The organism is Neisseria sp. HMSC074B07, from assembly GCF_001810355.1.
Taxonomy (GTDB): Bacteria; Pseudomonadota; Gammaproteobacteria; order Burkholderiales; family Neisseriaceae; genus Neisseria.
In genome coordinates, this window is sequence record NZ_KV800981.1 from 72,176 (window position 1) to 94,904 (window position 22,729).

General features: G+C 50.9%; 19 protein-coding genes and 1 tRNA gene. 13 read left to right on the forward strand and 7 right to left on the reverse strand.

The features are described 5' to 3' along the window. Window positions 1-53: 53 nt before the first annotated feature. From HMPREF2726_RS11490 to HMPREF2726_RS11505, 4 genes are all read right to left on the reverse strand, one after another. Window positions 54-1,313 carry an RsmB/NOP family class I SAM-dependent RNA methyltransferase gene (locus HMPREF2726_RS11490; RefSeq protein WP_009312059.1) on the reverse strand — a complete coding sequence of 420 codons (1,260 nt, stop codon included), beginning with the start codon at window positions 1,311-1,313 and terminating at the stop codon, window positions 54-56. Window positions 1,314-1,383: 70 nt separating this feature from the next. Next, on the reverse strand, window positions 1,384-2,235 hold the full coding sequence (locus HMPREF2726_RS11495; protein ID WP_009312058.1) for a DUF1853 family protein: 852 nt from the start codon (window positions 2,233-2,235) through the stop codon (window positions 1,384-1,386). A 283-nt stretch (window positions 2,236-2,518) separates the two neighbouring features. Then, a complete protein-coding gene (locus HMPREF2726_RS11500; protein WP_009312057.1) occupies window positions 2,519-2,899 on the reverse strand; it encodes a putative zinc-binding protein in 381 nt (126 codons plus the stop codon). Between the two features lie 209 nt (window positions 2,900-3,108). Then, window positions 3,109-6,435: a DUF2339 domain-containing protein gene (locus tag HMPREF2726_RS11505; RefSeq protein ID WP_070603427.1), complete on the reverse strand. Its 3,327-nt coding sequence runs from the start codon at window positions 6,433-6,435 to the stop codon at window positions 3,109-3,111. A 596-nt stretch (window positions 6,436-7,031) separates the two neighbouring features. On the opposite strand from HMPREF2726_RS11505, the gene HMPREF2726_RS11510 reads away from it, so the two are divergent. Both HMPREF2726_RS11510 and HMPREF2726_RS11515 read left to right on the forward strand, forming a co-directional pair. Continuing rightward, window positions 7,032-8,639, forward strand: coding sequence for an efflux transporter outer membrane subunit (locus tag HMPREF2726_RS11510; protein ID WP_246827893.1), 1,608 nt, complete (start codon window positions 7,032-7,034; stop codon window positions 8,637-8,639). A 144-nt stretch (window positions 8,640-8,783) separates the two neighbouring features. Continuing rightward, window positions 8,784-9,200 (forward strand): hypothetical protein, encoded by a 417-nt coding sequence (locus HMPREF2726_RS11515; RefSeq protein ID WP_070603428.1) that lies wholly within the window; start codon window positions 8,784-8,786, stop codon window positions 9,198-9,200. Between the two features lie 158 nt (window positions 9,201-9,358). Here the strand turns inward: HMPREF2726_RS11515 and HMPREF2726_RS11520 are convergent. Both HMPREF2726_RS11520 and HMPREF2726_RS11525 read right to left on the reverse strand, forming a co-directional pair. After that, a tRNA-Asn gene (locus HMPREF2726_RS11520) sits at window positions 9,359-9,434 on the reverse strand. A gap of 175 nt (window positions 9,435-9,609) precedes the next feature. Then, window positions 9,610-10,098 carry a hypothetical protein gene (locus tag HMPREF2726_RS11525; protein WP_009312053.1) on the reverse strand — a complete coding sequence of 163 codons (489 nt, stop codon included), beginning with the start codon at window positions 10,096-10,098 and terminating at the stop codon, window positions 9,610-9,612. A 372-nt stretch (window positions 10,099-10,470) separates the two neighbouring features. On the opposite strand from HMPREF2726_RS11525, the gene dapF reads away from it, so the two are divergent. From dapF to HMPREF2726_RS11545, 4 genes are all read left to right on the forward strand, one after another. After that, complete coding sequence (gene dapF, locus HMPREF2726_RS11530) at window positions 10,471-11,322, forward strand: diaminopimelate epimerase (RefSeq protein WP_070603430.1); 852 nt, start codon at window positions 10,471-10,473, stop codon at window positions 11,320-11,322. Beyond that, window positions 11,319-11,927: a hypothetical protein gene (locus tag HMPREF2726_RS11535; RefSeq protein WP_070603432.1), complete on the forward strand. Its 609-nt coding sequence runs from the start codon at window positions 11,319-11,321 to the stop codon at window positions 11,925-11,927. The genes dapF and HMPREF2726_RS11535 overlap by 4 nt, the downstream gene beginning before the upstream one ends. A gap of 114 nt (window positions 11,928-12,041) precedes the next feature. After that, on the forward strand, window positions 12,042-12,974 hold the full coding sequence (gene cysK, locus HMPREF2726_RS11540) for a cysteine synthase A (protein ID WP_003769224.1): 933 nt from the start codon (window positions 12,042-12,044) through the stop codon (window positions 12,972-12,974). Between the two features lie 201 nt (window positions 12,975-13,175). Beyond that, entirely contained in the window at window positions 13,176-13,688 is a 513-nt protein-coding gene (locus HMPREF2726_RS11545) for a lipoprotein (protein ID WP_003755569.1), read from the forward strand. Between the two features lie 67 nt (window positions 13,689-13,755). Here the strand turns inward: HMPREF2726_RS11545 and HMPREF2726_RS11550 are convergent, their stop codons facing one another. Further along, window positions 13,756-14,154 carry a YkvA family protein gene (locus HMPREF2726_RS11550; RefSeq protein ID WP_003755567.1) on the reverse strand — a complete coding sequence of 133 codons (399 nt, stop codon included), beginning with the start codon at window positions 14,152-14,154 and terminating at the stop codon, window positions 13,756-13,758. 499 nt (window positions 14,155-14,653) lie between these two features. On the opposite strand from HMPREF2726_RS11550, the gene sdhC reads away from it, so the two are divergent. The 7 genes from sdhC to HMPREF2726_RS11585 all read left to right on the forward strand — a co-directional run bounded on the left by sdhC (window position 14,654) and on the right by HMPREF2726_RS11585 (window position 22,653). Next, window positions 14,654-15,031: a succinate dehydrogenase, cytochrome b556 subunit gene (sdhC, locus tag HMPREF2726_RS11555; protein WP_003779309.1), complete on the forward strand. Its 378-nt coding sequence runs from the start codon at window positions 14,654-14,656 to the stop codon at window positions 15,029-15,031. Continuing rightward, a complete protein-coding gene (gene sdhD, locus HMPREF2726_RS11560) occupies window positions 15,025-15,366 on the forward strand; it encodes a succinate dehydrogenase, hydrophobic membrane anchor protein (protein WP_003741798.1) in 342 nt (113 codons plus the stop codon). Before sdhC ends, sdhD begins: the two co-directional genes overlap by 7 nt. Before the next feature lie 2 nt (window positions 15,367-15,368). Beyond that, a complete protein-coding gene (sdhA, locus tag HMPREF2726_RS11565) occupies window positions 15,369-17,132 on the forward strand; it encodes a succinate dehydrogenase flavoprotein subunit (protein ID WP_070603434.1) in 1,764 nt (587 codons plus the stop codon). A 124-nt stretch (window positions 17,133-17,256) separates the two neighbouring features. Further along, on the forward strand, window positions 17,257-17,964 hold the full coding sequence (locus tag HMPREF2726_RS11570) for a succinate dehydrogenase iron-sulfur subunit (protein ID WP_003678833.1): 708 nt from the start codon (window positions 17,257-17,259) through the stop codon (window positions 17,962-17,964). 3 nt (window positions 17,965-17,967) lie between these two features. Next, complete coding sequence (locus tag HMPREF2726_RS11575; protein WP_003755557.1) at window positions 17,968-18,216, forward strand: FAD assembly factor SdhE; 249 nt, start codon at window positions 17,968-17,970, stop codon at window positions 18,214-18,216. Window positions 18,217-18,333: 117 nt separating this feature from the next. Continuing rightward, entirely contained in the window at window positions 18,334-19,617 is a 1,284-nt protein-coding gene (gltA, locus tag HMPREF2726_RS11580; protein ID WP_003779311.1) for a citrate synthase, read from the forward strand. Between the two features lie 207 nt (window positions 19,618-19,824). Further along, on the forward strand, window positions 19,825-22,653 hold the full coding sequence (locus HMPREF2726_RS11585) for a 2-oxoglutarate dehydrogenase E1 component (RefSeq protein WP_070603436.1): 2,829 nt from the start codon (window positions 19,825-19,827) through the stop codon (window positions 22,651-22,653). Window positions 22,654-22,729 lie beyond the last annotated feature (76 nt).

Consider the following 22,729-nt stretch of genomic DNA (forward strand, 5'->3'; position numbering starts at 1 on the left):
CGCCTTGTCCTGATTTAGTTAATCCACTATATATTTACGCCTTGTTTGAACATTTATTCCTTGCGTTGCAAAACGGCGGCGAAGAATCCGTCGGTTTGGTGTTTTGCCGAATCGAGGCGCAGGTACTTGCCGGTGTTCAAATCGATTTTCAAACCGGCGAGCAATTCGGCGCAGTCGAGGAGTTCGTATTCCGAGTGTTCTTCCAAAAAGCGTTCGACCTGCATTTCGTTTTCTTCGGGCAACACGCTGCAAGTGGCGTAAACCAGCCTGCCTTGCGGTTTGACCAGTTTGGCGGCGGCATCGAGGATGCTGTGTTGCTGTTCCAAAAGTTTGGCGACGGTTTCGGGCGATTGGCGGTATTTGAGGTCTGGGTTGCGGCGCAGTGTGCCTAAGCCGGAGCAGGGGGCATCGACCAAAACGCGGTCGGCTTTGCCGGTCAGGCGGGCGATGCGGCCGTCGTGTTCGCTGCTGATGCGTTCGGGGTGGATATTGGTCAGTCCGGCGCGGGTCATGCGGGGCTTGAGGTTGGCAAGGCGTTTTTCGGCGATGTCGAAGGCGTAGATTCTGCCTTTGTTTGCCATTTGCGCGCCGACGGCGAGGGTTTTGCCGCCTGCGCCGGCGCAGAAATCGACGATGATTTCGCCGCGTTTGGCACCGACGAGCAGGGCGAGGAGCTGGCTGCCTTCGTCTTGGACTTCAAGCGTGCCGTCTAAAAACAATTCGTGTTTGTTGAGGGCGATTTTGTTTTTCAGGCGGATGCCCCAAGGGGAATAGGGCGTGGCTTCTGCGTCGGGGCTTTCGGCTTGAAGCAGGGGCAGCACTTTGTCGCGTCTGCCTTTAAGCGTGTTGACACGGATGTCGAGCGGCGCGGCTTGGTTGATGCTGCGGCCGAAGGCAAGGATTTCTTCCTCACTGAAATGTTTTTGCAGTTGTTCCACCAGCCATTGCGGCAATTCGGCGGCGGTATGGAGGTCGTCTGAAAATTCGGTTTTGCGCGCTTTGAGGCTGCTGAGAAACTCGGTTTCTTCTTCGTCGAGCAGGTCTTTGATTTGGCTGATGTTGGTGCTTCTGCCGAGGACGAGCGCGGCAAGCGCGGCTTTGCGCGGCTGGGCATGCGGACGGCGCAGGACGGTACTGATTTTTTGATAATGGCGCAGGGCGGCGAAGGCGGTTTCGGCAATTTCGTGGCGGTCTTGGCGGCCGAGTTTTTTGTATTCGCGGAAGTAGGCGGACAAAACGGCATCGGCAGGCTGTTTGAAAGTCAGCATGTCAGCCAGCACTTTGGCGGTATGGTCGAGTTGGATCGGGGTCATGGTGGGTTCGCAATCGGGGGAAAGGCTTGGATTATACTGGAAAGGTCGTCTGAAAACGTTGAATCGGGTTTCAGACGACCTTCATGATGCGTTCGATTTCATGCCAAAAGCCGTCGGGGCGCAATTCGAGTTTGGCGATTAAACCGCTTTCGATTTGGCGGATGTCTCGCTCGGACAGGGTTTGCGCCTCGGCGACGCGGGCGGGGGCGAGGTATGCCATGCGGTCGATGAAGTGGTAGCGTGCGCCCTCGTGGGTCGGATATGCCGACCAGTCGCGGATGAAGATTCCGCGCCAGCAGTATGGGTTCAGCGGGGCTTCGGCGGAATCTGCGCCGACTGGGAAAAAGCCGATACCGCGTATGATTGAGGCGGGTTGCGGCGCGTCGGGGAGACGGTTTTGCCGAAGGGTTTCGCTGCCTTCGGAGGAATGAAGCAGGGCAAGCTGGCGGGGCAGTTTGGCGGCTTTGGCGGCGAGGGTGTCTTTGGGATTGAGTCCGCACAGGTCTGCGGATTTGCCGCTGCCGCTGCCGTAATATTTGCAGGTCAGTTCGATATGATAGGGTTTGCCGTTGATGGAGGCGATGAAATCGGCGGCGCCTTGCGTGAGGTCGTCTGAAAACACGGGCAGGTTATAGGCGTGCAATTCGGTATGCGGTGCATGGGCGAACCAAAATACGAGCAGGCGTTCGGCGTAGATGCCGAGTCGGTTGCCGAAGGGGGCGTGTTCGGCGAGATAGTCGTCTAAGGGGGAGGGATTGCCGTCCAAATCCAAAAGATAGCGGAAGCCGTGTTCGCCCAATAGTGTGCGGACGCTCAATTCGCAGCCGCTTTGCCAAAGTGGCGGGGCAGTCAGCAGAGTGGCGAGGGCGCGGACGGACGGGTTGGTGAGTTTCCACCATAGGGCATCTAGGGCGTAGTTCATGGGGTGGTGCGGATGTCGGGAAGGTGATGGATTTTATAATATTGAGCATGAAGTTGAAACCTGTAAGCCGCTGTACCGTCTAGGCAGCAATTGTTTTTCACCTTCAAGATATTGAACAAGTTGGCAATCGGGCGGTAACGTTCTCCCTATTAAAAAAGGTCGTCTGAAAACGCTTTAGCGAGACTTGCTATCGGTTTTCAGACGACCTTTGTTTTGAAACGGTTGTCATCCGTTCGGGTTTGTGTTGAAGGTTTTGCAAACGGATTGCTTGGGGGAAAGGTGGCTAGTTGCTTAACACATCGTGTTTTTTAGTTAAGACATATTGATAGACTTCTTCTACCGCCGCTTCGTCATAGCTTTTGCCAAAACGCTTTTTGTAGCCCAAGTCATAGAGTTTGACGTGGTGTTCTTCTGAAATTTCGACGCCTACGTTTTCCAAACATGACTTGGCGCAATGCAGATGGCAGCCGTCGATGACCAGTATCGGCCTGCCGGACTGCGCTTTGCGTACCAAAGGTGCGACTTTGCCTCCTACGCCGGAAATACACGACATTTCAAATTCGCCGGCGTGATCGAGTGCTACGGCGGTATTGTTGGCAAGTTGCGCTACGTCAGAACATCCGGAACAGGAATAAATCAACGGAAGTTCGCTGCGGTTGGGCATTTTTAATCTCCTCTTTAGACTTTTTCATTTTGTATGTGTATTTTAATCCATCAATAATCGGTAAAGCACGCTCAGATTGAAGCAGACCTGACAAAAGTGGTCGATTTTCTGCCATGCCGGGTTGGATTCGGGATGCCTGAAGGTCGTCTGAAAATATTTTAGCAAAACTTGCTGTCGGTTTTCAGACGACCTTTTCTTTGGGGACTGGGCTATGCTTTGTCCTCTTCGTTTTCCACTGCTTTGGGCGGAACGGGCGCGAACCAGCCGACCAAGAGCAGCAGCACGCCGACGATGATGAAGGAGGCGATGCGGGCGATGCCGCCGCTGTTGGAAAGCTCGATGAGGAAGAGCTTGACGACGACGACGGCCATCAGCGCTGCGCCGGTTATCCAGAAGGGGCGCAGTTTGCGGCGGTTGCCGTACACCATCAGGATGATGGCGGTCACTGCCCAGACGACGGAGAGGCTGGCTTGCAGGCCGAAGGATTGAAGCATGATGTCGAGGCGCCAAGTGATGCCGTCGTAGAAGTGCCACAGGCGCATCACGCCCGCGCTGATGACCATGAATGCGAGGGCGGCGACGCCGGGCGCGTTCACGCGGCGGTATTCTGCAGGCAGAGCTTCGGGCAGGGACTTCAGGGCGAACCACAGCATTCCGGCGCAGGCGAGTTCCAGCGGGTTAAGCAGCGGGATATACGGCAACGGCGTGGGTTGGAACGGAGTAGAGAAGTTCGTCCATATCATCCAACTTGCCGCGGCAAGGGCGGCTATCGGCAGGGCGGAATGCTGATAGGCGGATTGATGTCGTCTGAAAAAGCCGCGCTGCCGCTGCGTATGAAGGACGACCCACATGATCAGCGGTACGGCAAGCCACGAGAGCTGCGACCAAACGCCGTCGACGAGTTCGCCGACATACATTCCCGACCAAAGCGACCAAAGGATGCCGAGCATGATGATGTTGATTTTGTGCAAGCCGATAGGCGCATTGGTTCGGCGGTTATTCAGGATGAGGAAGTTCAACACGGTGGCGGCGGCAAGCGGCAGGGCTGCGGCGGCCGTCCATAGATGTTCGAGGTGATAGCCGATGAAGTGCAGGGCAAACAGGGGCAGGAATGCCAAGGTCGTCTGAAAAAGCTCTTTCCAGTTCAAACGGTTGGCAAGCAACAGCAAGGCGGTGAATATCGGCAATGCCCAAAGCTCGATGAACAGGGTTTCTTCGCCCGTCCATTGGGTATAGATGGCGAAGCCGCCCAGCATCAGGGCGATAACGAGGATAGCCCAGCCCGCAATTTGCGAGAACGGGAGGGTTTGGTCTTGTTTGTCTTGGTTTTCAGATGCTTCGGTTTGGACGCGCGGATATTGCAGCATGTAGGCGGCAGCAAACAGCAGTGGCGCGGCGGCAAAGAGGTGCCAGTGTGTCAGGAAGCCGTTGGATTCATTATTAATCGAGGCTTGGAAGAGCAGGATAAAGATTGCATTGCCCAAGGCGAATGTGCTGAACACGTCCGACTTGCCTTTGCCTCGGCAGAACGCCCAAGCTGCCACCAAAGCAGAGAAAATGATGATGCTGCCGCGTTCCGCGAAAAACAGTAAAGGCAGGATGGATGTGTAGAGCAGGGCGGCGCAGAGGGTTGCGTTTTGAAGCGTGTGTTCCCAGTGTGCCGAGCCTTTACGGCGGTAGAGGTGCCACTGCAGGTAAATTGCTGCGCCGCCGAACAGGGTCAGCAGGGTGGTGAACCATTGACCTTGCAGGATGGTGGATCCTCCCTCCTGATAACCGCTCAGTTGGGTCAGCGCCGCCAGCAGATAAACGACGAGCGCACCCAAACGCATATGCGGACGCTGTTGGCGCAGCCCGAAGAAATACACGAGCGCGGATTCTACCGTCCACAGGATGACGGTGTTGCCGCGTTCAAAGTAAAGCGGAACGGCGAGCGTGAGGAAAAGCAGCGACAAGGCAACAAACGCCTGACGCAGGATATACAAACCCTGTTGCTGTTTCAGCATCAGCGCGGCAAGCCCGTAAACGGCGGCGAAGCCCAGCGCAGAGAATGCATCCGCAGACGGCCAGTGTTCCACCATGCGGTATTGCAGTCCGAACGCCGCCGCCATCGTGCCGAACAATAAAGTATGGTCGAGGACGTGGACGCGCAGGCCGTGGGAGCAGATGCTGTTCCAAATTTCTTCCAGCGTCGCATTGTCGGCAACGGGCGCGAGCGTGTCTTCGCGGCTATCCGTCAGCTTGCGGCGGGCGAACAGATAGGCGATGAAGGTGTAGAGCAGCCAGTGGTAAATCAGGAAAGGTTCGGTCGTGGCGAAATGCTGCGGCGTATAGCTTTGCATGCCCCACAACGCGGCGATGGAGAAGGTTCCGGCGAAACCCGTCAGGTTCAGCGGCCGCCATGCCTTAAACCAGGCAATCGCCGCTACGCCGGCATTGAGCAGGGAAAGGTAGGAAAACAGCACCAAATAATTGCCGCTGCCGTCCGATACCAGGATGGGCGCCGCCAGACCGCCGACCAAGGCGACCTGCGCCATAATCTGCGCGTTTTGCCTGATCGCCAGCAACGCCATCAATACGACCATCGCCACCATTAGCACGAACACGATCGGTGCGGGCAGCAGCGGATGCAGTTTCAACGTCGCCAAAGCGGTCAGATACATCACCGCCACGCCGAAGCCTTGCAACACCAAGCCGTATTCGCGTTTGCGGCTTTGCAGCTTCCAGCCGCCGATGACCGCCGCCAGACCCGCGCCTGCCACGGTCAGGTAACGCATTTCCACCGGCACATGAATCCGCTCGGAGGCATAGCGCAAGAGGAACGCCAAGCCGAGGAACAGCACCACGATACCGGTTTTCAGCAGTGGATTGCCGTGCAGGAACCAAGCAACAATCGGATTTTCGGAGAATTTGAAATCGAAACCTTCTTCTTTTCGGATAATGGTTTCACGAGAATCTGCGTCTGCAGTTTCAGATATAGGTTCAGACGACATCGGCGCTTCGTTTTCAGACGACGTTTGCAGGACAGGTGCGTCTTGTTTGCGTTCGTCTTCTTGAATAGCGGAAACTTGGGCAGGCGTTTCGACGCTATCTGCGGACAAAGCAGGTTCGGGCTGTACGGAAGATTCAGCGGAAACAGGGGGAACAGGCGTAGAAAAAGAGGGGGCGGTAACCGGTTCGATGTGCGGCTCGACGGACGCATTGTCCGCAGTTGCAACAGGTTCAACCTTCTCATGAAGCGGCGCAGGGGTCGTCTGAATATCGTCGGCATGTTCGGACAAAACAGCACGCAGTTTCCGCGCCTGCCCGACTTCTGCTTTATCATGAACGGTTTCTTGTTCCAAAGCCGTCAAACGCAGCTTCAGCAACTCGATTTCTTTTTCCAGGTTTTGCAGCTTTGCATCATGTTCTTCCTGACGCGGTTTGCCGAGTTCCCGCGCAAACAACCATAAAATAGAGCCGAAAATGACGCCGACGGTCATTTCGTCAAGAAAATAGCCAATGAGGATGGGGATGAGTAGGCAGAAATACTGCATAAAACACCTGTCCGATAACGGTAAAAATATGCCAATTGTAGCATTCTTGTCATGAGAAGGATGTATAGAAGGCGTAACGGTAGGAAAAGGTGTTGTGCGGTAAGCAACATTGTATTTGCAGAATTAATTCACGGCACAAGGTCGTCTGAAAAGCGAAATTGGATTTCAGACGACCTTGTCGATGGGTTTCGTCCTGCTGTTTATCATGAATATAGGCTTTATATCGTGAAACCGGGCGCAAGTCCTGTGAACTTGCCATGCTTGATACGGACTATTTATTATAGGCGTTAGCTTCGATAGGGTACGGTTTGTCTAGCCACCAATTCTCAAGGCTTTTTTGATACCCATATTTTTCGAAAGAAAATCTAATGCCTCATTTTTGGATTTTCAACCAATTTGTCCCCTCTCCCCGTGGGAGAGGGTTAGGGAGAGGGCAGTAAGCCGCAGGCTTACATTCAGGTTCCTAGGTTTCGCAAAAAAATCTTCTGAAAGGTCGTCTGAAAGGTTGCCACGTCAAGAGGCTGCGTACACTGAAAACGAGCGAAGCAAATTTCGCCAACACGGAACGCTAAAACCTTTTCAAAAAGGAAAATACGATGAAATTCAATCAAATCCATTTATTGTGTATTGCCGCAGTCTTGGCGCTTGCTGCCTGCAAAAATACTGAAGTTCCGTTAAACAGTCAGGTTGAGTTGCCCGAAACATTTACGCAGGATGCGGCGGCGAAGGGCAATGCGGACATCGGGGCGTGGTGGCAGCAGTGGAACGATCCGGTGTTAAGCGGATTAATCGCGCAGGGTTTGGCGCAGGGGCATGATGTGAAAATCGCCGTCAGCCGTCTGAACGAAGCCCGTGCCGTCGCGGGGGCTGCGCGTGCCGATTTGGGGCCGACCGTCGGCCTGAGCGGCAAGGTGGGGGCGAATGACAGCAAAATGGATAATCCGCTCAACAGCAATGCCAGAGCGTTGCTCTCGCGTTATCCGCAGGCCTCGTCTTTAAACGGCGATACCATCGATTCTCAAGGCACCAGCCTATACGGCGGACTGACCGCTTCGTGGGAGCCGGATATTTTCGGCAAGAAACGCAGCGATGCCGATGCCGCACGTTATGCTGCACTCGGACAACAAGAGCTGGCGTACGGCGCACAAATGCTGGTGGCGGGCGATATTGCCGACAATTATTTCAAAGCGCGTGCGGCTCAAGGTCGTCTGAAAACCGCCAACCAAACCGTTGCCACCTTGCGGCGGATGGTGCGCTACATCGAAGGGCGTTTTAAGGCGGGACATGTCAGCGGTTATGAAGTGAACGAGGCGAAAGTGCAACTGACCGCAGCGGAAGCCAAACGCGCCACGATAGGGGCGGAATACGCCGCTTATGTGCGCAGTATCGCCGTTTTGACCGGTAACGTGCCGCAGACGTTTACGCTGCCCGAATCGTCTGTCGATGCGTTGGCGCGCCAACCCTCCGCACCAAGCGGGCAGACACCGCAAGGCTTGCTGGAACGCCGCCCCGACCTGCGCGCGCAGGCGGCGCAAGTCAATGCCTATGCCGCCAAATTCGCCAGTGCCAAAGCCGATTTACTGCCACGCTTCACCATCAGCTTTATGGGGCAGGGCGGACGTATCGGTGTGGACGGCGACCGTTCGCTGACCGGCTGGGCAAGTTTGCTGTCGGTGGGCATACAGACGCCGCTGTTTACCAACGGCCGCATCAAAGCCAATATCAAAGCTGCCGATGCGCGCCTTCAGACGGCATTGCTGGAATACGACAAACGGCTCCTGACCGCGCTGGGCGAAGTTGACAGCGCATATCAAGGCGTGGAATCGCTAAGCCGTCAAACCGAGTTGCTGCAAACCGCCCATAATCAGGCGGCACGCCATGCTGCCGATACGGAAAAAATGTTTCGCAACGGCTACAAAACGCTGGATGTCGCCCTCAAAGCCCATATCACCGAAGGCCAAATGCAGGAAAACCTGATTGCGGCGCGGCTGGCAAGGGCGCAGATGCTGGTGTCGCTGTATAAGGCATTGGGCGGCGGCTGGTTGAAATATAGTGGATTAACTTTAAACCGGTACGGCGTTGCCTCGCCTTGGCTCAAAGAGACATTCTCTAAGGTGCTGAAGCACCAAGTGAATCGGTTTCTGTACTGTCTGTACTGTCTTGCGGTTTCATCGCCTTGTCCTGATTTAGTTAAGCCACTATAGTAAAAGTAAAAAGGTCGTCTGAAAAATTTCAGACGACCTGGGTTTATTAGAAGAATGGAAAATTTCTGATATCGATATAGATAAGGTTGTCGATTAAAAAGTTTTAGTGGATTTTAGACCAAATTTGTGTGTGAGGAAGTAGTGATGAATCGATGTGGACCGTATTTAATTAGTGATATTGTTGAAAGCGGAAGGATTGGTAATCTTTATGTAGGGGATGATCAAGAAGATATTTGCCAAGAAATCAAAGGTTTTGTATTAAACCCTATGAGAACTTCTAAAAAATCAAAAATATTTTTAGATAATTATGAAAATATAATGTTCTCGTTAGAAAATAAAAAAATAATAGGTATGCAGATAAATTTTGAGAACACAAATGCCAAATCTGTAGTTTTAAATGATTTGTTTTCAGAATTCTCGAGTATTGATAACTGGATAAATTTTGCTGAAAAGTGCGATTGGATATGTGAGAAGAATTCTTCAATATATGTATTTAGAAAAAATAATGTTTTTATCTATGTGAATGATCAGGGTATGCTTCATTTGATATCTGTTTACTAAATTATTGATTTATATAAATTTTGATTAATGTTTGGTGTGTGTGGGACACGGGTGCAAGGATGTTGGGATTGGGAAGCATCCGAAGAAGGATGCTGAAGAAGCCAAAGTAGGATTGGTAAACAAAAAAGCCTGAACATTATGTTCAGGCTTTTGAAATTTGGCTCCCCGACCTGGGCTCGAACCAGGGACCTGCGGATTAACAGTCCGTCGCTCTACCGACTGAGCTATCGGGGAATGGGGTGCATTATAGCGTCTGAAAAAAAAGTGTCAATATTATTTTTCAGATGAGGCGTAGTAATATTACAAATAGTTGAATGTTAAAAGTATTTATTTTGTGAATAGTTGTTTTTGAAACCAGTAGGGCGCAAATGGCAACAGGCGTAGTTGGCCTGTCAGGATGCTATTTTGTCTAATATTTTACGTTGACAAGTTTTCCGTTGCGGAACTCTTGGTGTTGCATTACGGTGCCGTTATAGGCGTATGTGGTGAGTGAGCCGTTGTTTGGTGTGGCGCGGAATTGCATCAGTTGGTTGCGGCTTAAGGTATAGGGGTCTGTCCGCTTCCGACTGTTGTCGCTGTAAAAATCTTGTACGGTATATTGATCGCCTCGTTTGTTTTTCAGTTGACGGTAGTAGCCGCCCTTGACGGCGCTGTTGCTGGGATTGCCGTGTGTATCGAAATAAGTCACGATTTGTTCGTCAATAATATTAATGCCGCCTGTATTGTTTGGGGCGGTTTTATTTTTGTCTAAGGTAATCGGGATGTTGACGGAAGTGCCGAGTCCGACATGGTGTCCGATACCGGTTCCTATGCCTAAACCGATGGACATACCAGGCGTGCCGGCGGTGCAGGCGCAGAGTGCAGATGCGAGAAGGATGAGGGGGATTGAGGGTTTCATGGCATTTCCTCGCTATGAGTATGAACCTGATTGCAGGCGATAACGGAAAGGCGTGGTTTTGCCTCGGATGGGCAATGATGTTATGAAAATAAAACCACATATGGTGACTTTTCTTATTGAATTATATCGTTTTTATTCGGTGGAGGACGTTAGCTTTGATTAAGGTGGGAGAAAGAAGCATTAAGGCTGTATGGATAATAAGGATATCGGCGTATGGCGGTATGAAGTCGGGAAAATCTGCGATATAGCATATATATAGTGTAGAATGCTGTTCAGACGACCCTTCAGACGGATTTTTTTGCAAAGTAAAAAGGTTAAGAATATTTGGATATTCGCTCCCTATTTAATCGATAACGGATTCTGGAAAAAACAATGAAAACCTTGAAATTTACCAAAATGCACGGTTTGGGCAATGATTTTATGGTGGTAAACGGTATCGGGCAGGATTTTGATCCGCTGACTGCGCCGCTTGCCGAATGGTCCGACCGTTTTAGAGGGGTGGGCTTCGATCAGTTGCTGTTAGTAGAAAAGCCTTCTTCCGATGTGGTGGATTTCCGTTATCGTATATTCAATGCGGACGGCAGCGAGGTGGAGCAGTGTGGCAACGGTGCGCGCTGTTTTGCCCGATTTGTGGCGGATAAAGGTTTGACCGATAAAAAGGAAATTTTGGTGGAAACGGCTAAGGGTGTGATTATTCCCAAGCTGTTGGATAATGGTTTGGTGACCGTGAATATGGGCAAACCGCGCTTTACGTCGTCTGAAATCCCGTTTGTGCCGGTTCCTGACGAAGCGGATGATGCTTTGACGCATATGGTGATGGTCGGATTGGAGACGGTACAGGTCAGTTGTGTGAATATGGGCAATCCTCATGCTGTGATTGTGGTTGAGGATGTACAGACTGCACCCGTGGCTCATTGGGGCGAAGCCATTGAGTCGCACGAACAGTTTCCGGAACGTGTCAACGTCGGCTTTATGCAGATTGTCGATAGGGAATCTATCCGCCTGCGCGTATTTGAACGCGGCGTGGGTGAAACGCAGGCTTGCGGTACGGGGGCTTGTGCGGCCGTGGTTGCGGGCGTTCGTTTGGGGCTGCTGGCAGAAGGCGTGCCTGTGAAGGTTTCGCTGCCGGGCGGGGATTTGTTTATTACTTGGTCGCATGGTGAGGACGTTTTGATGACCGGGCCTGTTCAAACGGTTTTTGAAGGCGAGTTGCAGTATTCATGATTTGGACGAATTTGGATTTTCTCGCCGTTGTTGCTTATGGACTGGTGTTTTTTGGATTGATTTTCCGCGCTGAAATGTTCCAGTGGTTTTGGGCTTCGGTTGTTTTGTGGCTGGGCGTGTCGATTTTGGGATCTCAGCTTTTGCCGGGAATGTGGGGGATTACCCATGTCGGTCCGTTGTTTGTCCTGCATTTTTATCTGACTTTTTCCAGTGTGTTTTTCTTTGCTTTTCATTGGAAAAAGCAGGCGGATACTGATTTTTGGCAGGCGGATTTGCAGCATCCGTTTTTGAGCGTGTTTGCCGTCAGCAATGTATTGATGACTTTGGCTTTTGTGTCGATTGCCGCGATATTGTATTTTCTGATGCCGGGCCGTTCTTTGGCTTTTACGTTTCCGGCTTTGTTGAAACTGTACGCGCTCAAGCCTGTTTATTGGTTTATTTTGCAGTTTGTCATGATGGCGGTTTTTTATCTGCACCGCAGAAGTATTGCCAAGCAGTCGCCGGCGGTGTTCAGTAAAGCGCAACTCAGACTGGGCTGGCTGATGGCTTTGGTCATGCAGACTTTAGTCACGGGGGCGATAGTCGGAGAAATCGGACTTCATTAGGACGCATCAAGCCAAACAACCAAAAGTTATAAATAAAGAAACATTCGATATTGGTTTTTCAGACGACCTGTCTTTAATATACAGGTCATATCACATCAAAATCTGGAGTAGAAAATGAAGATTGCAAACAGCATCACCGAGCTGATCGGCAACACCCCGTTGGTCAAATTAAACCGTCTGACTGAAGGCTTGAAAGCCGAAGTCGCCGTCAAACTGGAATTTTTCAATCCCGGCAGCAGCGTGAAAGACCGCATTGCCGAAGCGATGGTTGAAGCCGCCGAAAAAGCGGGCAAAATCGGTAAGGATACTGTAATTGTGGAAGCAACCAGCGGTAATACGGGTATCGGTTTGGCAATGGTGTGCGCGGCGCGCGGCTACAAGCTGGCAATCACGATGCCTGAAAGCATGAGTAAAGAACGCAAAATGCTGCTTCGTGCGTTCGGTGCGGAATTGATTTTGACACCTGCGTCCGAAGGTATGGCAGGGGCGATTGCAAAAGCACAAGCCTTGGTGGACGAACACCCCGATACTTATTTCATGCCGCGCCAATTCGATAACGAGGCGAACCCGCAAATCCACCGCGAAACGACCGCCGAAGAAATTTGGCGCGATACTGACGGTAAAGTCGATATTTTTGTGGCGGGTGTCGGTACGGGCGGTACGGTTACCGGCGTGGGCGAAGTGTTGAAAAAATATAAACCCGAAGTCAAAGTCGTTGCCGTCGAGCCCGAAGCTTCTCCGGTTTTGAGCGGTGGCGAAAAAGGTCCGCACCCGATTCAAGGTATTGGTGCCGGTTTCATCCCTACCGTGTTGAATACCAAGGTATATGACAGCGTTTCCCAAGTTCCGAACGAAGCGGCGTTTGAAACCGCCCGCGCGATGGCGGAAAAAGAAGGTATTTTGGTCGGTATTTCTTCCGGTGCGGCAGTATGGAGCGCGCTGCAGCTTGCCAAACAGCCTGAAAATGAAGGCAAACTGATTGTCGTGCTGCTGCCTTCTTATGGCGAACGCTATCTTTCTACGCCTCTGTTTGCCGATTTGGCATAATAGGGTTGGGAGAAAATAAGTGATAAAAAAGACCGCCTCGGCGGTCTTTTTTGCGGTCTTGCGGCATGGTGTGGCGCAAAAATGGATTTAAACCACCATATCGTGTAAAGATTGGAATGTAAGGCGAAAGTTGTTGTAATTCAGTCAACAGAAAAAGTCAGATTGATATAGAATTTGGTTATCTGGATAATCCTGATTATAATGGTAGACATGAAAAAATATATCCCCATCTTATTTGCGTTGGCGGCACTTGCCGGTTGTGAGACCATTTATGTCCCAAGCTTGCAAGAAGTGCCTGTTCGTCCGACTAATGTTAAGCCTAATGTTAAAACGACTAAGGGTGAAAAATCTGCGGCGTTCAGTTTGGCTTCTTCGCATTGGAGTGATGTTTCAAAAATCCGCGATGAGGCAACGCGTTTGAGCTATCAGGTCAGCCAAGGAAAAATGACCAAGGTTCAAGCTGCTCAATATCTGAACAAGTTCCGTATCCAGCTTGTCGGTCGTAATGTCGTGGATGACAGCGTATATGAGGTTTATCTGCGTTCTGCCGTTGACAGCCAACGAGGCGAAATTAATACCGAACAATCCAAGCTGTATATCCAAAACGCCTTGCGCGGATGGCAGCAACGCTGGAAAAATATGGGTAACAAACCTTCTAATCCGGCATTTACCAACTTCCTGATGGAAGTCATGAATATGACTCCGTTGAAATAAGTTTCTCATTTCAAACAAAAGGTCGTCTGAAAATTTTCAGACGACCTTTTGTTTTGGATGCTGATATTTATGATGTTTTACGCAGCAGCTTCTCGGTTGCCAGTCTTGCCCGCTCTTTGATGTCTTCCGTCAGATAAGTTTTCATCTGGCTGTACACCAAAGTAATAACGGCAATGTCGTCGCTGAATCCCAAAGGACCCAGCAAATCGGGAATGCTGTCGATAGGGCTGAGGAAGTAAACCAATGCGCCGACGATAATCATCTTGGCGCGTCTGGGGGTGTGAGGGGAGTCCCAAAGATAATACAGTGCATACAACTGGCGTACGATGGGCTCGCCCAACCGGCCTGCAAAACGGGCGAGTTTATTGAGAAAACCTGTTTTATCCAAATTGCGCCTTCTGAATTTGGGGATAAAGTTTTCCGGATCGGAAGACTGGGTATATTGTTTTTCTTCGGAATGTTTCATAACAAGCCTCACAGTAATTGAGTGGGAAGGGTTTTCCGTAATGCGGGCAAAGTATAAAACGGAGTAAGGCAAAGAAATGTCAGTATAGTGCAGTTTTGTGATAGGCGCTGAAGAGGTCGTCTGAAACATACCGATTGCAGGCGTTGAATGTAATGTTTTTGCGGTTCGATTTATATTCGAATTTTGTGGTTATTAGATTATAAAAATAATATTTATTTCTATTTATATATTATAAAAACAAAGATATTAAGATGGTATTGCAGGGCATGAAAGCCATATGGAGGTTACTGAACAGCGGTTAAAGCGATATTGGTTCAATTATTAATGGATAGTGTTTTGTTATTGGTACAGTTTATGATGTTTTTTGGTAAAATTTATTAGATTGTTTATAAATTAGACTGTTCAAAATCGGATAAAACAGGTAAATTATAGTTTATGTAACTCGATGTAATTTGAGTTATTGGTTTTGAGCTGATAAAAAAATACAGAGGAACTGGCTATGTCCGTCAAACCGCGTCCTGTCTTTTTGGAGATTCCCAATATACGGTTGCCTATACCGGGAATTGTCTCCATCTTGCACCGCATCAGCGGGGTAGGGTTATTTATAATGCTTCCCGTTTTGCTGTATCTCCTGTCCGGTACGTTGAGCCGCGAGTCGGCGTTTGAAACTTACCGTGCCATCGTTTCCAATCCTTTGGTTAAGTTGATTTTAATCGGCGTGTTATGGGCTTATCTGCACCATTTTCTCGCCGGTATCCGTTTTTTATTTTTGGATGCACACAAAGGCCTTGAGCTGAATACTGCGCGCAATACCGCCAAATTGGTGTTTGCTGCCGCATTAGTGCTGACCGTCGTTTTGGGAGCGTTGTTATGGTAGAGCGTAAATTGACCGGTGCCCATTACGGTTTGCGTGATTGGGCGATGCAGCGTGCGACTGCGGTTATCATGTTGATCTATACCGTTGCACTTTTAGTGATTCTGTTTACCCTGCCTAAAGAATATTCGGCATGGCAGGCATTTTTCGATCAAGTTTGGGTGAAAGTGTTCACCCAGGTCAGCTTTATCGCCGTATTTTTGCACGCTTGGGTAGGTATCCGCGATTTGTGGATGGATTATATCAAACCCTTCGGCGTGCGTTTGTTTTTACAGGTTGCCACCATCGTTTGGCTGGTCGGCTGCTTGGTGTATTCAGTTAAAGTAATTTGGGGGTAAGTATGGGTTTTCCTGTTCGCAAGTTTGATGCCGTGATTGTCGGCGGTGGTGGTGCAGGTTTACGCGCAGCCCTCCAATTATCCAAGTCCGGTCTGAATTGTGCCGTTTTGTCTAAAGTGTTCCCGACCCGTTCGCATACCGTAGCGGCGCAGGGCGGTATTTCTGCCTCTTTGGGTAATGTGCAGGAGGACCGTTGGGACTGGCATATGTACGATACCGTGAAAGGTTCTGACTGGCTGGGTGACCAAGACGCGATTGAGTTTATGTGTCGCGCCGCGCCTGAAGCAGTGATTGAGTTGGAGCACATGGGTATGCCTTTTGACCGTGTGGAAAGCGGCAAAATTTATCAGCGTCCTTTCGGTGGTCATACTGCCGAACACGGCAAGCGCGCGGTAGAACGTGCTTGCGCGGTTGCCGACCGTACCGGTCATGCGATGCTGCATACCCTGTATCAACAAAACGTCCGTGCCAATACGCAATTCTTTGTGGAATGGACGGCGCAAGATTTGATTCGTGATGAAAACGGCGACGTCGTCGGTGTAACCGCCATGGAAATGGAAACCGGCGAAGTTTATATTTTTCACGCTAAAGCCGTGATGTTCGCTACCGGCGGCGGCGGTCGTATTTATGCGTCTTCTACCAATGCCTATATGAATACCGGCGACGGTTTGGGCATTTGCGCCCGTGCGGGTATTCCGTTGGAAGATATGGAGTTCTGGCAATTTCACCCGACCGGTGTGGCAGGTGCAGGCGTGTTGATTACCGAAGGCGTACGCGGTGAGGGTGGTATTCTGTTGAATGCCGAAGGCGAGCGCTTTATGGAACGCTATGCGCCGACTGTGAAAGACTTGGCTTCGCGCGACGTGGTTTCCCGCGCAATGGCGATGGAAATCTACGAAGGTCGCGGCTGCGGCAAAAACAAAGACCATGTATTGCTGAAAATCGACCATATCGGTGCCGAAAAAATTATGGAAAAACTGCCGGGCATCCGCGAGATTTCCATTCAGTTTGCCGGTATCGACCCGATTAAAGACCCGATTCCTGTTGTGCCGACTACCCACTACATGATGGGTGGTATTCCGACCAACTACCACGGCGAAGTCGTTGTGCCGCAAGGCGACGAATACGAAGTGCCGGTAAAAGGTCTGTACGCAGCGGGCGAGTGCGCTTGTGCTTCCGTACACGGTGCGAACCGTTTGGGTACCAACTCCCTGCTTGACTTGGTGGTGTTCGGTAAAGCTGCCGGCGACAGCATGATTAAATTCATCAAAGAGCAAAGCGATTGGAAACCTCTGCCTGCCGATGCGGGTGAGCTGACCCGCCAACGCATCGAACGTTTGGATAACCAAACCGGAGGCGAAAACGTTGATGCGCTGCGCCGCGAACTGCAACGCTCTGTCCAACTGCATGCCGGCGTGTTCCGTACCGATGAGATTCTGAGCAAAGGCGTTCGAGAAATTATGGCGATTGCCGAGCGTGTGAAACGTACTGAAATCAAAGACAAGAGCAAAGTGTGGAATACCGCGCGTATCGAAGCTTTGGAATTGGATAATCTGATTGAAGTGGCGAAAGCGACTTTGGTGTCTGCCGAAGCACGTAAAGAATCACGCGGCGCGCATGCTTCAGACGACCATCCTGAGCGCGATGACGAAAACTGGATGAAACACACGCTGTATCATTCAGATACCAACACCTTGTCCTATAAACCGGTACACACCAAGCCTTTGAGCGTGGAATACATCAAACCGGCCAAGCGCGTTTACTGATGCATTTTCAGACGACCTCTGTATCACAAGGGGTCGTCTGAAAATCAAATACACCACCACACTGAACAGCCTGAACCCATAACATAAAACCATCAGGCGGTTTATGAGAAAAGGAACACTTCTCATGGAAAAAATGAGTTTTGAAATTTACCGTTACAATCCGGACGTTGATGCCAAACCATATATGCAACGTTACGAGTTAGAACTGGAACCTACCGACGTCAAACTTTTGGACGCGCTGGTGCGCCTGAAAGCGCAAGACGATACCCTGTCTTTCCGCCGTTCCTGCCGCGAAGGTATTTGCGGTTCGGACGGTATGAACATCAACGGCAAAAACGGCTTGGCGTGTCTGACCGATCTACGCAGCCTGAAACAGCCGGTCAAAATCCGCCCGCTGCCCGGTCTGCCCGTCATCCGCGACCTGATTGTGGACATGACCCAGTTCTTCAAACAATACCACTCCATCAAGCCTTACGTCGTTAACGACAACCCGATCGATGCCGACAAAGAGCGCTTGCAAACTCAGGAAGAGCGTAAAGAATTGGACGGCTTGTACGAATGTATTTTGTGTGCCTGCTGCTCGACTGCCTGTCCGTCGTTCTGGTGGAATCCCGACAAATTCGTCGGTCCGTCCGGTTTGCTGAACGCCTACCGCTTCATTGCCGACAGCCGCGATACCATTACCAACGAGCGTTTGGACAATTTGAACGACCCGTATCGCCTGTTCCGCTGCCATACCATCATGAACTGCGTGGACGTATGTCCTAAACACTTGAATCCGACCCGTGCCATCGGTAAGATTAAAGAAATTATGTTAAAACGAGCCGTTTAAGAAATGATGGTTTTTGACGATATTGCCAAACGGAAAATCCGTTTTCAAACCCGCCGGGGATTATTGGAGTTAGATTTGATTTTCGGCAGGTTTATGGAAAAAGAATTCGAGCATTTGAGCGATAAAGAGCTGTCCGAGTTTTCCGAAATCCTTGAGTTTCAAGATCAAGAGCTTCTTGCCCTGATCAACGGACATTCGGCGACAGACAAGGAACACCTTATCCCCATGCTTGAAAAAATCAGACAAGCTTGACGTATTGGAAATCCGCCTGCCTTTCGGCGGATTTCTAGGATACGGAGGTCGTCTGAAAATAAAGACCGTGCTGCATAGGCAGCAACGAAAGCCCCAACCTACAAAGGAGCGATAAATATGTCCAAATCAATTAAACTCAACGTACCCAATCAAGAGGATTTAGAACTGCCCGTATTGGAAGCGAGCATCGGTCATGACGTGGTCGATATCCGCGCACTGACGAAAAACACAGGCTTATTCTCATTCGACCCCGGGTTCGTTTCAACAGCAAGCTGCGAATCCAAAATCACTTATATCGACGGCGACAAAGGTCTGCTGTATTACCGTGGTTATCCCATCGAACAACTTGCCGAAAAATCCGATTATTTGGAAGTCTGCTACCTGCTGATTTACGGCGAACTGCCGACGCCTGAGCAAAAGGCAGAATTTGACAATACCGTCCGCCGTCATACGATGGTGCATGAACAGCTGACTTGGTTCTTCCGCGGCTTCCGCCGTGACGCGCATCCGATGGCGATGATGGTCGGCGTGGTCGGTGCATTGTCTGCATTCTATCAAGACAGTCTGGACATCACGAATCCCGAACACCGCAAAATCGCGATTTACCGTCTGATTTCCAAAATTCCGACGATTGCGGCAATGTGCTACCGCTATTCCAACGGTCTGCCGTTCAATTATCCGAGAAACAACCTCTCTTATTCCGAAAACTTCATGCACATGATGTTCGCCACACCATGTGAAGACTACAAACCCAATCCTGTATTGGCACGCGCGCTCGACCGCATCTTTATCCTTCATGCCGACCACGAGCAAAACGCATCGACTTCGACCGTCCGTCTGGCAGGTTCTTCAGGTGCGAACCCGTTTGCCTGTATCGCTGCCGGTATTGCCTGTCTGTGGGGTGCATCCCACGGCGGCGCGAACGAAGCTGTCTTGAAAATGTTGGACGAAATCGGCGATGTGTCCCGTGTTGCCGAATATATGGAAGGCGTGAAACAGCGTAAATACCGCCTGATGGGCTTCGGACACCGTGTGTACCGCAATATGGATCCGCGTGCCAGCATCATGCGTGAAACCTGTTATGAAGTACTGAAAGAATTGGGCTTGGAAGACAGTCCGAAATTCAAGCTGGCAATGGAATTGGAACAAATTGCTCTGAAAGACCCGTTCTTCGTAGAGCGCAAACTGTACCCCAACGTCGACTTCTACTCCGGTATTGTCCTGTCCGCACTGGGCATTCCGACCGAAATGTTTACCGTCATCTTTGCCCTGTCGCGCAGCGTGGGCTGGATTTCGCACTGGCATGAAATGATCGGCGATCCTTCGCTGAAAATCGGCCGTCCGCGCCAACTTTATACCGGTGCGGAACGCCGCGATTATGTGCCGGCGGATAAACGCTGAAAATCAGTATATTAATATGTTGTCGGAACTTCATTTGAGAAAGCCGAATAGTTTTTTTAAATAAGTTTGTCTGCAGCAAACGAAACAGATACAAGTAATTTGGCTGGAAATAGGGTAGAATGAAGTGTCATTTCAAACGGCATGGATTCCGTTGAAACACATGGAATTCTACCCTTTGTTTATATTTTAAAGAAAAGAGCTCGCGTCATGATGGATGAAAAACTCAATTTTTCTTATCTGTTCGGTTCAAATGCTCCCTACATCGAGGAGTTGTATGAGAATTTCCTGGAAAACCCCAATTCGGTCGATGAAAAATGGAAGCAGTATTTCACCGACTTAAGCAAGCAGCCCGGTGCGGCGGATGTTGATATCGCCCATGCTCCGATCCGTGAATCCTTCGCCAATTTGGCAAAAACCAAATCGACAGCGGCTATTGCCGGCGGTATGGACGAAGCCATGATGAAGAAACAGGTCGGCGTACTGCGGTTGATTTCTGCTTACCGTATTCAAGGTGTGGGCGCTGCTCAGCTTGACCCGCTCAAACGTATCCCGCCACGCAACATTGAAGCCCTCGATCCCAAATTCCACGGACTGAATGATGCCGATATGGCGGTTCAGTTCAATATGGGCGAGGGCGATTTTTCCGGCCAAAGCAAACTGCCTCTGTCCCAAATCATCAGCAACCTCAAGCAAACCTACTGCGGCCACCTCGCATTGGAATACATCTACATTCCCAATACAGAAGAACGCCGCTGGTTGCGCAATTATTTCGAGGATGTGCTGTCCACCCCGAGTTACAGTGCCGAACAGAAACGCCGCATCCTGAAAGAAATGACCGCTGCCGAGACTTTGGAGCGTTACCTGCATACCAAATATGTCGGTCAGAAACGCTTCGGCGTTGAAGGTGGCGAGAGTGTGATTGCCGGTCTGAATTACCTGATTCAAAACGCAGGTAAAGACGGTGTCGAAGAAGTCATCATCGGTATGGCACACCGAGGTCGTCTGAATGTCTTGGTCAACATTTTGGGCAAGAAACCGGGCGATTTGTTTGCCGAGTTTGAAGGCCGCGCCGAAATCAAGCTGCCCAGCGGTGACGTGAAATACCACATGGGTTTCAGCTCTGACATCGCTACGCCGAACGGTCCGATGCACGTTTCTTTGGCGTTCAACCCGTCTCACTTGGAAATCGTCAATCCTGTCGTTGAAGGTTCTGCACGCGCCAAACAAAAACGTTTGGGCGAAAACGGCCGCGACAAAGTATTGCCCGTATTGATTCACGGCGACTCTGCATTTGTCGGCCTGGGCGTCAACCAAGCGACATTCAACCTGTCCAAAACGCGCGGCTATACCACCGGCGGTACGGTTCACATCGTCATCAACAACCAAATCGGCTTTACCACCTCTGATACCCGCGACACCCGTTCGACCGTGCATTGTACCGACGTGGCGAAAATGGTTTCCGCCCCGGTCATCCACGTCAACGGCGACGATCCTGAACGCGTCTGCTTCGCCATTCAAGCCGCTTTGGACTACCGTAAGAAATTCAACAAAGACATCGTGATCGATGTCGTCTGCTACCGCAAATGGGGCCATAACGAGGGCGACGATCCGACCCTGACCCAGCCGATGATGTACAAAAAAGTATCACAACACCCCGGTGCGCGTACTTTGTACACCGAGCAACTGATCGCAGAAGGCGTGGTAACGCAGGCGGAAGCCGACGGCTATATCCAAGCCTACCGCGACGCTTTGGATAAAGGCGAACACGTCGAGCAAACAACGTTGAGCAATTTCCAACGCACGCAAATCGATTGGAGCAAATACCAAGGCAAAGACTGGCGCGAAGATGTGGAAACCGGCCTGCCCGCTGCTGACATCGAGCGTCTGGCCGAGAAATTTACCGCCGTTCCCGAAGGCTTTGCACTGCATCCGACTGCCAAACGCGTGCTCGAAGCGCGCAAAGGCATGGCTGCGGGCAGTCAGCCGATTGACTGGGGTATGGCGGAAACCCTCGCATACGCCAGCCTGGTCACCAAAGGCCACGGCGTGCGCATTTCTGGCGAAGACTCCGGACGCGGTACGTTCTCACACCGCCATGCCGTATTGCACGACCAAAAACGCGAAAAATGGGATGACGGTACTTATGTACCGCTGCGCAATATGGGCGAAGGCGCAGGCGAATTCCTCGTTATCGACTCCATCTTGAATGAAGAAGCGGTCATGGCGTTCGAATACGGTTTCGCCTGCTCCGCACCCGACAAACTGACCATTTGGGAAGCGCAGTTCGGCGACTTTGCCAACGGCGCTCAAGTCACCATCGACCAATTCCTGTCGTCCGGCGAAACCAAGTGGGGACGTTTGTGCGGTTTAACCACCATCCTGCCGCACGGCTACGACGGTCAAGGTCCAGAACACTCATCCGGCCGCGTGGAACGCTGGTTGCAACTGTGTTCCGAACACAATATGCAAATCATTATGCCGTCTGAAGCGTCGCAAATGTTCCATTTGTTACAACGTCAGGTCTTGGGTTCGTACCGCAAACCGCTGGTGATTTTCATGTCCAAACGCCTGTTGCGCTTCAAAGGCGCGATAAGTCCGCTGGAAAACTTTACCGAAGGTTCGCGCTTCCGTCCCGTTATCGGCGATACCGCCGAGCGTGGTAATAATGAAAGCGTGAAACGCGTGATTCTGTGCGCTGGACAGGTTTACTACGATTTGGAAGCAGGCCGTGCCGAGCGCAAACTGGAAAACGATGTCGCCATCGTCCGCGTCGAGCAGCTTTATCCGTTCCCATACGACGAGGTGCGTGCAGAGTTGGCGAAATATCCGAACGCGAAATCCGTGGTTTGGGCGCAAGAAGAGCCGAAAAACCAGGGCGCGTTCTACCAAATCCGCCACCGCTTGGAAGACGTTATCGGCGAAAGCCAAAAACTGTCTTATGCCGGCCGTCCGAGCAGCGCATCGCCAGCCGTCGGCTATATGAGCAAACACGTCGCCCAGCTGAAACAACTGGTTGAAGACGCAATGACGCTGTAACGCAATACGGTGCGGCGTTCCGAATGAAACACTTCAGACGGAACGCCCGCCAAACAAAAGAGATAACACACAACAG

Bases quoted from the DNA above. Each gene is read 5' to 3' on its own strand.
- HMPREF2726_RS11490 (WP_009312059.1), bottom strand. From the start codon at position 1,313: ATGACCCCGATCCAACTCGACCATACCGCCAAAGTGCTGGCTGACATG.
- HMPREF2726_RS11495 (WP_009312058.1), bottom strand. From the start codon at position 2,235: ATGAACTACGCCCTAGATGCCCTATGGTGGAAACTCACCAACCCGTCC.
- HMPREF2726_RS11500 (WP_009312057.1), bottom strand. From the start codon at position 2,899: ATGCCCAACCGCAGCGAACTTCCGTTGATTTATTCCTGTTCCGGATGT.
- HMPREF2726_RS11505 (WP_070603427.1), bottom strand. From the start codon at position 6,435: ATGCAGTATTTCTGCCTACTCATCCCCATCCTCATTGGCTATTTTCTT.
- HMPREF2726_RS11510 (WP_246827893.1), top strand. From the start codon at position 7,032: ATGAAATTCAATCAAATCCATTTATTGTGTATTGCCGCAGTCTTGGCG.
- HMPREF2726_RS11515 (WP_070603428.1), top strand. From the start codon at position 8,784: ATGAATCGATGTGGACCGTATTTAATTAGTGATATTGTTGAAAGCGGA.
- HMPREF2726_RS11525 (WP_009312053.1), bottom strand. From the start codon at position 10,098: ATGAAACCCTCAATCCCCCTCATCCTTCTCGCATCTGCACTCTGCGCC.
- dapF (WP_070603430.1), top strand. From the start codon at position 10,471: ATGAAAACCTTGAAATTTACCAAAATGCACGGTTTGGGCAATGATTTT.
- HMPREF2726_RS11535 (WP_070603432.1), top strand. From the start codon at position 11,319: ATGATTTGGACGAATTTGGATTTTCTCGCCGTTGTTGCTTATGGACTG.
- cysK (WP_003769224.1), top strand. From the start codon at position 12,042: ATGAAGATTGCAAACAGCATCACCGAGCTGATCGGCAACACCCCGTTG.
- HMPREF2726_RS11545 (WP_003755569.1), top strand. From the start codon at position 13,176: ATGGTAGACATGAAAAAATATATCCCCATCTTATTTGCGTTGGCGGCA.
- HMPREF2726_RS11550 (WP_003755567.1), bottom strand. From the start codon at position 14,154: ATGAAACATTCCGAAGAAAAACAATATACCCAGTCTTCCGATCCGGAA.
- sdhC (WP_003779309.1), top strand. From the start codon at position 14,654: ATGTCCGTCAAACCGCGTCCTGTCTTTTTGGAGATTCCCAATATACGG.
- sdhD (WP_003741798.1), top strand. From the start codon at position 15,025: ATGGTAGAGCGTAAATTGACCGGTGCCCATTACGGTTTGCGTGATTGG.
- sdhA (WP_070603434.1), top strand. From the start codon at position 15,369: ATGGGTTTTCCTGTTCGCAAGTTTGATGCCGTGATTGTCGGCGGTGGT.
- HMPREF2726_RS11570 (WP_003678833.1), top strand. From the start codon at position 17,257: ATGGAAAAAATGAGTTTTGAAATTTACCGTTACAATCCGGACGTTGAT.
- HMPREF2726_RS11575 (WP_003755557.1), top strand. From the start codon at position 17,968: ATGATGGTTTTTGACGATATTGCCAAACGGAAAATCCGTTTTCAAACC.
- gltA (WP_003779311.1), top strand. From the start codon at position 18,334: ATGTCCAAATCAATTAAACTCAACGTACCCAATCAAGAGGATTTAGAA.
- HMPREF2726_RS11585 (WP_070603436.1), top strand. From the start codon at position 19,825: ATGATGGATGAAAAACTCAATTTTTCTTATCTGTTCGGTTCAAATGCT.